The organism is Microbacterium sp. (assembly GCF_032084865.1).
Lineage (GTDB): Bacteria > Actinomycetota > Actinomycetes > Actinomycetales > Microbacteriaceae > Microbacterium.
On the sequence record NZ_DAMDLU010000166.1, the window covers coordinates 607 to 5,774 of the forward strand.

The 5,168-nt window shown below is 70.4% G+C and carries 4 protein-coding genes; 1 reads left to right on the top strand and 3 read right to left on the bottom strand.

Annotated features, from left to right (window positions below):
• The 3 genes from RT309_RS13440 to mtrA all read right to left on the bottom strand — a co-directional run.
• On the bottom strand, positions 1-1,375 hold a 1,375-nt coding region (locus tag RT309_RS13440), incomplete at its 3' end, for an LpqB family beta-propeller domain-containing protein (RefSeq protein WP_313357818.1).
• Positions 1,372-3,105 carry an MtrAB system histidine kinase MtrB gene (gene mtrB, locus RT309_RS13445; protein ID WP_313357820.1) on the bottom strand — a complete coding sequence of 578 codons (1,734 nt, stop codon included), beginning with the start codon at positions 3,103-3,105 and terminating at the stop codon, positions 1,372-1,374. The genes RT309_RS13440 and mtrB, both read right to left, overlap by 4 nt.
• 14 nt (positions 3,106-3,119) lie before the next feature.
• Positions 3,120-3,800, bottom strand: a complete 681-nt coding sequence (gene mtrA / locus RT309_RS13450; RefSeq protein ID WP_313357822.1) for an MtrAB system response regulator MtrA — start codon at positions 3,798-3,800, stop codon at positions 3,120-3,122.
• Between the two features lie 161 nt (positions 3,801-3,961).
• On the opposite strand from mtrA, the gene RT309_RS13455 reads away from it, so the two are divergent.
• Positions 3,962-5,168: hypothetical protein (locus RT309_RS13455; protein ID WP_313357824.1), on the top strand; the 1,207-nt coding region annotated here is incomplete at its 3' end.

Consider the following 5,168-nt stretch of genomic DNA (forward strand, 5'->3'; position numbering starts at 1 on the left):
CGACGAGGCGGCGCTCACCGCCGGAGCTGACGATCGCGGCGACCCGCGCGCCGTCGGCCGACACGCGCAGCTGGCCGATGGCATCCGCCGACGGCCACGCGTCGGCGACCGTCGACGGCTTCGCCTGCGCGGTCGAGACCTGCACCGCGGCGGGGTTCGAGGTCGGCACCGTCCAGATCAGCCCGAACGGATCCACCGACGGGGCGATCAGCCCGCTGCGACCGTCGACCTGGTTCGTGTGGCCGTCGCTCACCGCGAACACCCGGCCGTCCCGCAGCTGCACCGAGGCCAGCTGCGCATCAGCCGAGACGTCGATGGCGGCGATCGGGTCGACGATCTTCGCGATCTGCGCGGTGAGGCCGCTGACCGCGGCGATCTTGCCGCCCGACGTGGCGGTGCCGAACATCTCGTCGCCGAGCACCAGCACGCCCGGGTCGATGATCGGGTCGTCGACGGTGATGCGACCGGCGTCGAGCGGCACTCCGTCGACGAGCAGACGCACCTCGCTCACCCCCGAGCCGTCGAGGCTCGCCTCGAGCTGGGTGCGCATCCGCGCCAGGTCGGTCGGCGAGGCGGACAGCGCCGCACGGTTCAGGGGCACGGAGGCCACCTGCGACGCGTCGACCGTCACCGAGTCGCCGACCATCTCGACGTCGGATGAGAACGGCCGTACGGCCGGAGCGAGCCATTCGCTCGGCTCGCCCGAGATCAGCGCCCGCACCACCGTCGTCGCCATGGCGGCCCGGCGCGGGAACCAGCGCACATCGGGCACGAGATGGGTCCAGGTCGGATCGAAGTACTTCAGCGAGAACTTCTCGTAGACCTGCCCGAACGTCTCGATGTCGAGCGTGATGCCGTCGGGCGCCTCGGCGATGCGCCACTCGCCGCCCTGCTCGCGCACGAGCCGGTAGGTGGCGGTCGCCGCGCCCGTGTCGGCGCTGTAGGCGCCGGTGCCGTCGACGCTCGCGACCTGCCCGAGCGTGACGCTGACCTCCGCCGACGTCGCGTCCTCGTCATCCGATTCGGCCGTCGAGTCGTAGTCGCGGCCCTCGACCGACTTGTCGATCGTGACGCCGGCGTCGGGCTTCCAGGCGCTCTGGAAGTCGTCGGTGAGGAACTTCCGCGCTGTCCCCCACGAATCCGCCGGCGACATGGACGCGTCGAGGAAGCCCTCGACGATCCGGGCCGGGCCGGCCCCCGGCTCCGGATCCTCGGCGAGGAACGAGAACGGGGCCTCCTCGATCTCCTCCCCCACCGCGAGCCCGGCGTTGGGAGGGCCCGAGGTGGGCAGACCCGTGCAGCCGGCCAGCACGAGGGCGGCGGCGAAGGCTGCGGCGATCGCCGGCAGGCGGCGGATGCCGGTGCGCGAGCTCATGATGTCTGCCGTCCCTTCTCGCCGAGGTCGCGGGCGCGAGCGGACTCATCCTCCGGTGTGCTCGGCTCCGCCTCGTCGTGCACGCCGCGCAGGGTGATCGGCTCGGTGACGTCGACGACGTCGACGAAGCCCTCCGCCGGCTCCAGCGGGACGGGACCTCGACCGATCTCGACGTCGGGGCTGCGCGGGATGGTCAGCACGAAGTTCGTGCCCACGCCGAGCTCCGACCACACCTCCAGCGTGCCGCGGTGCAGTCTGGCGTCGCCGAGCGCGATCGAGAGCCCCAGTCCCGTCCCGCCGATCGTGCGCTTGCGCGACGGGTCGGCACGCCAGAACCTGTCGAACACGTGCTCGACGTCTTCGGGGCGCATGCCGAGTCCGAAATCCCGCACCCCGATCGCCACCGCGTGCTGATCGCTGTCGACGGTGATCACGATCGGCTCTCCCTCGCCGTGCTCGATCGCGTTGCCGATGAGGTTGCGCAGCACCCGGCGCACGCGGCGAGGATCCATGTCGACGGGTGAATAGCCGCCCGGCGCCACCAGTCGCAGCTCGGTGTCGTGGCCGGCGGCGAGCGGGCGCATCTGATCGACCATCTCCTCGGCGAGCTGGGCGAGACTGGTCGCCTCGACCTCGAGCTGCACCGATCCGGCGTCGTACCGGCTGATCTCGAGCAGATCCGCCAGCAGCGTCTCGAAGCGCTGCACCTGCGTGTGCAGCAGCTCGGCGGTGCGGGCGGTGACCGGATCGAAATCGTCCCTGGTGTCGTTGATCATCTCGGCGGCCAGGCGGATCGTGGTCAGCGGCGTGCGCAGCTCGTGCGAGACGTCCGACACGAAGCGCTGCTGCACGAGCGAGAGCTCTGCGAGCTCTTTGATCTGACTCTGGATGCTGTCGGCCATCGCGTTGAACGAGCGCCCGAGGCTCGCGAGCTCGTCTTCGCCGTACACCGGCAGGCGCACTTCCAGATCGCCCGCGGCGAGACGCTCACTGGTCTCGGCCGCCTCGATGATCGGCGCGGACACCGAGCGCAGCACCAGCCACAGGATGCCGGTGATCAGCGCGACGAGCGTGATTCCGGCGAACCACAGCGTGCGCTGTACGAAGAGCAGGGTCTCGTCGGCGTCCACCAGGTCGTAGGCGATGTACACCTCGTAGGTGCCCACGCCGCGGAACTCGAGCAGCTGGCCGACGACGATCCCCGCGGCGTCGGTGCCGTCCGCCTGGGGCAGAGCGATCGACTGCCAGGCTTGCCGGGTCGTCACCTGCTTCACGCGGGTGCGCAGCTCGTCGCTGAGCGCCAGCTGTGCTGACGAGTACTCGAGGCTGCGGAAGCCGGTCGGCGTGTAGCCGTCGCCCTGGGCCGAGGAGATGAACCCGACGATGCGGCTCGACGAGGCCGTCCGGCCCAGCACGCGCTGCGCTTCGCCCCACACCGCGGCGATCGTGGCGCGGTCATCGCCGGTCTGTCCCGAGTCGAGCTGCTTCTGCGCGGCCGACACCGCTGCTCGGGCGTTGTGCAGCGCTTCGTCCTTGCGCGATTCGAAGAGGTCGCCGCGGATCACCAGCGCGATCACGACGCAGATGATGAAGATGGCGAGCGAGGTGAGCACCAGTGTGATCGCCGTGGCGCGGAACCGCATCGATGTGCGCCACAGGGCGGAGAGCACCTCTGGCCACCTGCGCGGCCCGCCCCAGAGCGCTGCGGTGACGCGCGTCGGAGGATTCACGGCCACGATCGGACCTAGCCGACGCTGCCCGCGCGATAACCCACGCCGCGGACGGTCGTCACGATGCGGGGGTTGTCGGGGTCGAGCTCGACCTTCGCGCGCAGCCGCTGCACGTGCACGTTCACCAGGCGCGTGTCGGCCTTGTAGTGGTAGCCCCACACCTGCTCCAGCAGCATCTCGCGTGAGAAGACCTGCTGCGGCTTGGATGCCAGGGCGACGAGCAGCTGGAACTCGAGCGGTGTCAGCGCGATGGGTGCGGTGCCGCGGCGCACCTCGTGCGCGTCGACGTCGATCGTCAGGTCGCCGACCCGCAGCACCTCGGTCTCGGTCTGCGGTGCAGGGCGGAGACGAGTGCGGATGCGTGCCACCAGCTCCTTCGGGTTGAACGGCTTGACGATGTAGTCGTCGGCGCCGACCTCGAGGCCGCGCACGACATCCGCCGTGTCGGTGCGGGCGGTGAGCATGATGATGGGCACACCGGATTCGGCGCGGATGCGCGTGCAGATCTCGATGCCGTCCATACCCGGCAGCATCAGGTCGAGCAGAACCAGGTCGGGGCGGCTGGAGCGCCACTCGTCGACCGCCAGCGCGCCGTCGGCGCAGAACAGCGCCTCGAAGCCCTCGGTGCGCAGCACGATCCCGATCATCTCGGCGAGCGCCGTGTCGTCGTCGACCACGAGGATACGAGAGGTCATGTTCCGCTCAGCCTCAGCTTTCTTCCCTGTGCGGCATCGGCAGCGCCCTGTGAGGCGGCTCGGATCAGCCTACTTGAGAATGCGCTGCACGCGCGGAGGCCGTCGCACGCGCCCCACCCGGGCGGTATGCCACGATGGGAGGGCGCAGGGAGGGAGTGCGAATGAGCGGTCAGACCTGGACCCCCGCACCGAAGAAGAGTGCGATCCCGTTGCACCCGATGACGTTCGGGATGATCCTGGGGCGGTCGTTCAGCGCTCTGCGGCACAACCCGAAGGTGCTGTTCGGATTCGCCGTGGCCGTGCAGTTCGGCATCACCGCCATCGCCGTGATCGTGATCGTGCTCGTCGCCGGCTTCTCGGCGGCGCGTATCGCGAGCGTCCCGGCGGGCTCCCCGGATCAGGGGCCGATCATCGCCGGCACCATCGCGATCAGCATCGTGGTCGGCATCGTGCTCACGCTCGCGAGCGTCGCCTTCACCTCGATCGTGCAGGGTCTCGTGGCCGCCGACGTGTCCTTCGCCGCGCTCGGCCGCAAGGCACCGCTGCGGTCGCTGTGGTCGCGCGTGCGCCCCGCGTTCTGGCGACTGTTCGGCTATGCGCTGCTGCAGGGCCTCGCCGTGCTGCTCTGGATGCTGGCGGTCGCCGCCGCGGCGATCGCCATCATGGCCGGCAGCGACTTCTCGGGCGGCTCGATCGGCCTCGCGGTGGGGCTCGTCGTGCTGCTCGTGCTCGCGAGCATCCCGCTCGTGGTGTGGCTGGGCACGAAGCTGCTCGTGGTGCCCGCCGCCCTCGTGCTCGAGAGGGCACCGCTCGGCACGGCGCTCGTGCGGTCGTGGCGTCTCATCCGCGGTCGCTTCTGGTCGGCACTCGGTGTGATGTTCCTGATCGGCGCGATCATGGGGCTGGCAGCCCAGGTGGTCAGCGTGCCCGGCTCGATCATCTCGGGTGTGCTCGGCGGCGTCATGGCGCCGTCAGGGTCTCCGGATGAGAGCGAGGTGATCGCCGTCCTGACGCTGACGATCCTTCCGCAGATCCTCGTGCTCGCCGTCCAGGCGATCACGCTCGTCGTGCAGGGCACCGGCGCGACCCTCATCTACCTCGACAGCCGCATGCGGTACGAAGGGCTGGATCAGACGCTGATCCGCTTCGTCGAGCGCAGCGCGCACGGCGCGACCGACGCCGAGCTCGGCGACCCGTACGCGGTCGATCCGGCACGCGCCGTGTCGAAGACTCCCCCGCCCAAGCAGCAGGCTGCGGCATACGCCGGGTACCCGGCGGGCGCGTACGCGGGCCAGCCGTACACGGGCCAGCCCTACACGGGCCAGCCCTACACGGGCCAGCCCTACACGGGCCAGCCCTACACGGGCC

What these genes read in the sequence shown, in the direction of transcription:
- mtrA (WP_313357822.1), bottom strand. Translation starts at nt 3,800, where the DNA reads ATGACCTCTCGTATCCTCGTGGTCGACGACGACACGGCGCTCGCCGAG.